Source organism: Ilyobacter sp., assembly GCF_041583315.1.
Taxonomy (GTDB): Bacteria; Fusobacteriota; Fusobacteriia; order Fusobacteriales; family Fusobacteriaceae; genus Ilyobacter.
This window is the reverse complement of sequence record NZ_JBFHGC010000139.1, coordinates 1-5670: the sequence shown is the minus strand read 5'-3', so window position 1 is coordinate 5670 and position 5670 is coordinate 1. Positions and strand designations below refer to the sequence as shown.

Genomic DNA, 5670 nt, shown 5'->3' with positions numbered 1-5670 from the left:
TAACCTTATCCTTGCAAGAAAAAAGTATATTATGGACGGGAAAGAGAAAGTCGATATAGGCTATGTGGGAGAGGTAAAGAAGATTAACACCAATATTATAGAGGTTCTTCAAAAAGATGGCTATATTCCTGTAATATCAACTGTGGGAGTAGATGAGGATGGAAACACATATAATATAAATGCAGACTATGTGGCAGGAGCCATTGCAGGAGCCTTAAATGCTGATAAATTCTTATTTATGACAGACGTTCCGGGGCTTTTGAGGGATATAAATGATCCTAGCAGCAAGATAAGTGTGCTGAAATACAATGAGGCAAAAGATCTAATAGAGGACGGAACAATAAGCGGAGGAATGCTTCCGAAAATAGATGCCTGCATGACGGCACTAGACGGCGGAGCAGAAAATGTGCATATTATAGACGGAAGAGTAAAACATTCGATTTTACTGGAGCTCTTTACTGACTCTGGTATAGGTACAATGATAGTAAAAGATTACAGAATAGTAAGATAGTGTCGAGGGAGGGATAATGGGAAAAATTAATGTAATGAATACGTATAACAGATTTGAACCTACTTTCGTAAGAGGAAAGGGTGTATATGCCTATGACGAAACTGGTAAGGAATATATAGATTTTGTAGCCGGAGTAGCAGTAAACTGCCTTGGACACAGCAATCCTAAAATCGTAGAAACAATAAAAAACCAGAGTGAAACTCTGATGCATATATCAAACCTTTACTGGAACGACAAGCAGACAACTCTTGCTAAAAAGCTTTCTCAACAGGGAGATATGGAGAAGATGTTTTTCTGTAACAGCGGAACAGAGGCAAATGAACTGGCTCTGAAAATCGCCAGAAAATTTGGTAAAGAGTTTTCTGAAGACAAGTACAAGATACTTTATATGAAAAACTCATTTCACGGGAGAACTATGGGAGCTCTTTCTGTAACAGGACAGAAAAAGTATCAGGACCCTTATAAACCCCTCATCGGAGGAGTTGTAGAGTGTGAGTACAACAATATAGAGGATTTTGTCTCTAAGATGGATGAGAATGTCTGTGGGGTAATCATGGAGGTCATCCAGGGAGAGGGAGGAATCATAAGTGCCGAAAAGGACTTTCTCGACAAAATAAGAGAGCTATGTGATGAAAAGAATGCTCTTCTTATTTTTGATGAGGTTCAGTGCGGAGCAGGAAGACTTGGAACCTATTTTGCATATCAAAAATTCGGAGTAGTACCTGATATAGTTACAATGGCAAAGGGACTAGGAGGAGGTTTTCCTATAGGGGCTGTTCTTGCAAAAGGGAAAGCTTCTGAAACTCTTGTTCCAGGAGACCACGGTGCTACATTTGGAGGAAATCCTCTTGCATGTGCAGTGGCAGTAACAATCATAGATGAGCTTGTAGACGGAGGAATAATCGCTGAAGTAGACAAGAAGAGTGAGTACACAAGGCAGAAAATAGAAAAAATGATGGCTGATCACAGCGTAATCGAAAAAATAAACGGAATGGGACTTCTTCTCGGAATAAAATTAAAAGAGGAGCTTGAGGCCAAGACTTTTGTGGGGAAGGCTTTTGAAAAAGGGCTTATGCTGGTGGGAGCAGGTAATAATGTCGTAAGACTTGTACCTCCTCTGAATGTAACATATGAAGAGCTTGATAAGGCACTTCAGATAATAAAAGAGGTGTTTGAAGAACTGTAGAATTACTGGGGGGGCCGGATGGAACATAAACATTTTTTAAAATTACTTGATTTTACGCCTAAGGAGATACAGGAGCTTCTGGATCTCTCGAAAAAGCTGAAAGAGGACAAAAAATCAGGAAAAGAAGAGAAAAAACTTATGGGTAAAAATATTGCTCTTATATTCGAGAAGGACTCCACAAGGACTAGATGTTCTTTTGAGGTGGCAGCCTATGATCAGGGAGCTCATGTGACTTACCTGGGGCCTTCTGGGTCTCAGATAGGGAAAAAGGAGTCGATCAAGGATACTGCAAGAGTACTGGGACGAATGTTTGATGCCATAGAGTATAGGGGCTATGGACAAAAAGTTGTGGAAGAACTTGCGGCACATTCTGGAGTCTCTGTGTGGAACGGACTGACAACAGAATTTCATCCCACTCAGATACTGGCAGATTTTATGACCATAATAGAGCACAAGGGAAAACTTCAAGGGGCAAAGCTTGTATATATGGGAGACGGAAGAAACAATATGGGAAATTCTCTCATGGTGGGAGCTGCCAAGATGGGGATGGACTTTAGAATTGTAGGGCCAAAATCTCTCTTCCCTACTCAGAAGCTTATAAATCAGTGTCTTGAAATATCTAAGGAAACAGGTGCAAAGCTTACTTTTACAGAATCTGTAGAAGAAGGGCTGAAAGATGCAGATGCAGTTTATACAGATGTGTGGGTATCTATGGGTGAGCCTGAGAAGGTGTGGGAAGAAAGAATAGAGTTCCTAAAGCCATATCAAGTGAACAGTAAGGCTATGTCCTATGCAAAGGAAGATGCTATATTCCTTCACTGTCTCCCTGCTTTTCATGATCTGGAGACAAGTGTGGGCAGAGATATTTTTGATAAATTTGCCATTACTGAGATGGAAGTGTCAGATGAGGTTTTTGAAGGTCCGAATTCAGTGGTATTTGACCAGGCTGAAAATAGACTACACACTATAAAAGCAGTCATGGTAGCCACTCTGGGAAAATAGAAAATAAAAAAAGCTTGATAAGCATAATTTTCAAGCTAATATCTTTAAAGAACCTAATTTATATTTAATTAGGTTCTTTTTGGTTTTAAGATTACATTTGAGAATTAAAAACAGCAACAATAGCACTTTCAAAAATGACTTAAAAAATATTTTATAATTTTTGGTTTTCTTGGCAACTATTTACAGGGAACATTTTTTTTAACTGCTTCTTCATTTGAAAAAAATCGTACTCCAATACGAGGTCTATCCTTTCCTTATTAAAGAAATTTACATCTTCAATATATTTGTTCTGAATATCTATAAAAAATTTCACCATCATTCCAGTTGTCAATGCAGATAGAAGAGTACCTAAGTACACGCCTTCAATTTTTCTTAAAAAGAAAAGGCTAGAAACAACTGAAGTGCTAAGACATGAAAGATCAAAGAGAGTTTTTGTCTTCCCTATGTTTATTTTTTTTTCTTTTGAAAAATCTTTTATAAATACATCACAGGGTTGCATCAGATATTGACTTTTAATCCAGGCACTTATTCCAAAAGCTATGGCCACTGTTCCTGCAACAAAGAGAGTCAGTCTCGACATGAGTGTATCTGAGTTAAAGGAGGGTAATATCATACCAAATATATCTATTGATTTTCCCAAAACATACGCCATAAAAAAAGAAAGGAAGTATTTGACTTTTAAATTTTTTAATAAAATTACTAATAGTATAAAAGGAATGGTTTGAATAAGATAAGACCATCCTCCGAAAGTAATATTTTTAAATTTTAGGCTGTAAACATAAGGGATTGATGAAACTACGGAAACTCCAAAGTTTGACTTTACCATTAAATTAATCCCAAAACAAATAGCACTTATTCCTATTAAAAATGTTACTCCACTGTATAGTTTTATTTTCTTATTCATTTTTCTACGCTCCTCAATATAATAGCTATAGTTGAAATAATTTATTTCAGGGTTAGACTGTAATCTATTACAAAATCTAAGGACATAAAAAACTGGAATCCACTATATAGGACTCCAATTCTTTATTTTAATGAAATATTTATTGCTGGTTTAAAAAAGCTCTCTATAGATGTTAATTATACTCTCTTTTTCTATGGGTGCATAGTTGTTGCTGAGAAGTCTCTGCTGTTTTTCAATCACACTTTCTGTAAATCCTAGAATTTCGCTTTCATTCATACCGAAGCTGCTTAATTTTTTCTTTTCCCAGATGAAGTTGAAAAGTTTATCCAATTCAGCATATAGGTCAGAATCTTTGTCTAATTCCAGTATTGAAATTACTAAGTCGTTGAACTTCTTGATTTTCCCTTCTGGTGCGATCTCGGTATAGGCCTTAAAAACCGGTGTAAAAAATTCGTAGTTGCATTCACCGTGTGCCACATGGTATTTCCCGCCAAGGGGATATGATAGTGCATGTACTGGTCCGACTCCTGTATTTCCAAATGCTATCCCTGCATAGTTACTTCCTATAAGGAAGTCTTCTATGATTTCAGAATAATAGTCTTTTCCTTTTTCAGATATTTGTTTGTAACCCTTGAGGATCAGTTCTATTGCCTTTTCCGCAAAAATATCTGTATAGGGGTTTGATCCTGGGGCTACAAAGGATTCAGCTGCATGTACAAGAGCGTCAAGAGTACTAAATGCAAAGAACTTATATGGGATATTTTTCAGAAGCTCCGGTATAAGTACAGCATAATCGGGAAGAAATTCATCTATCCCTATACCCATTTTAGTACCCTTTGATTTTATCTCTGCTACTGAATACGATGTGACCTCACTGCCTGTTCCGCAAGTGGTGGGAATAGCAATAAATTCTTTTGTTTTATTGAATTCAATTTTTCTTTCGAAAACATCGATGGAATTATTTACGTTTTCAAGAACCAAGAATTTGGCTATATCCATTACGGCTCCTCCACCGATGGCAACTACTCTATCAAATTTATATTGGGCAGCTTCTGCAAGAACTTTGTCTATTATCTCGTCAGAAGGCTCTCCGTCACCGTATTTTTTTGGAGATATAAATATACTTTTTAAATTAAGTTCTTTTATAAATTTATCAAAAATGGAGTTATTGACTACAATAATATCTTTTTCTCCGATAGAAAATTCTTCTGTAAATTCAGAGAATTTATCAAATTTATGAATTTCAGGTTGTAATCTAAATAATTTCATAGTATCCTGCCTTTCCCTGTTTATTTTAATTGATATTTCTATGGTAATTTAGCTTAAAGCTTTTTCTATTGATTTTTCAAGAACATCCAGACCGTACTCTAACTGCTCTTCTGTCATTACAAGTGGTGGAAGAAATCTAAGAACATTTCCGTAAATTCCTGCACTTATGAATATTACACCTTGTTGAAGACTTTCTTTAGTAATTTTTCCTATTATTTCTTTATTAGGTTCTTTTGATTCTGGATCTGTGATAAACTCAACTGCACACATAGCTCCAAGTCCTCTTATATCCCCTATAACCGGGTATTTTTTCTGCATTTCATAAAGTCTTGATTTGATCTTTTCACCAATAATATTAGCTTTTTCTGCAAGTTTGTCCTTTTCTATTTTTTCAAGAACTTTAATAGCGGCAGCAGATGCAACAGGGTTCCCACTAAAAGTTCCTCCTATAGAACCTACAATTGGGTTTTCCATTATTTCTTCTCTTCCGACAACTGCAGCCAATGGCATTCCAGCAGCAAGTGATTTTGACATTGTTATCATATCAGGCTCAATATCAAACTGTTCAGATGCAAACAGGCTACCTGTTCTGGCAAACCCTGCCTGAATTTCATCAACTATAAACAGTATTCCGTTATCATTACATATTTTCTGAAGTTTTGGCAAGTATCCTTTTGGAGGTACGATAAAGCCACCCTCTCCCTGTACAGGTTCTACGATTAAGGCGGCAATCATATCGGCTGATAGTTCACCTTTAAGCAGATCATTTAATTTTTCAGCACATTCCAAATTGCACCC

General features: G+C 36.5%; 5 protein-coding genes and 1 pseudogene. 3 read left to right on the top strand and 3 right to left on the bottom strand.

What is annotated here, in order from left to right:
- The 3 genes and pseudogenes from ABZA26_RS06320 to argF form a co-directional block, all read left to right on the top strand.
- Positions 1 to 511 (top strand): annotated as a pseudogene (locus ABZA26_RS06320) (acetylglutamate kinase); the annotation flags it as partial.
- A 16-nt stretch (positions 512 to 527) separates the two neighbouring features.
- Entirely contained in the window at positions 528 to 1697 is a 1170-nt protein-coding gene (locus ABZA26_RS06315; protein ID WP_372713673.1) for an aspartate aminotransferase family protein, read from the top strand.
- A gap of 18 nt (positions 1698 to 1715) precedes the next feature.
- Positions 1716 to 2699, top strand: coding sequence for an ornithine carbamoyltransferase (gene argF, locus ABZA26_RS06310; RefSeq protein WP_372713672.1), 984 nt, complete (start codon positions 1716 to 1718; stop codon positions 2697 to 2699).
- A 151-nt stretch (positions 2700 to 2850) separates the two neighbouring features.
- On the opposite strand, the gene ABZA26_RS06305 is transcribed toward argF, so the two are convergent.
- The 3 genes from ABZA26_RS06305 to ABZA26_RS06295 all read right to left on the bottom strand — a co-directional run.
- Entirely contained in the window at positions 2851 to 3603 is a 753-nt protein-coding gene (locus ABZA26_RS06305) for a YitT family protein (RefSeq protein WP_372713671.1), read from the bottom strand.
- 150 nt (positions 3604 to 3753) lie between these two features.
- Positions 3754 to 4872, bottom strand: a complete 1119-nt coding sequence (locus tag ABZA26_RS06300; protein WP_372713670.1) for a 4-hydroxybutyrate dehydrogenase — start codon at positions 4870 to 4872, stop codon at positions 3754 to 3756.
- A 48-nt stretch (positions 4873 to 4920) separates the two neighbouring features.
- A partial coding sequence (locus ABZA26_RS06295; RefSeq protein WP_372713669.1) for an aspartate aminotransferase family protein occupies positions 4921 to 5670 on the bottom strand: 750 nt, incomplete at its 5' end.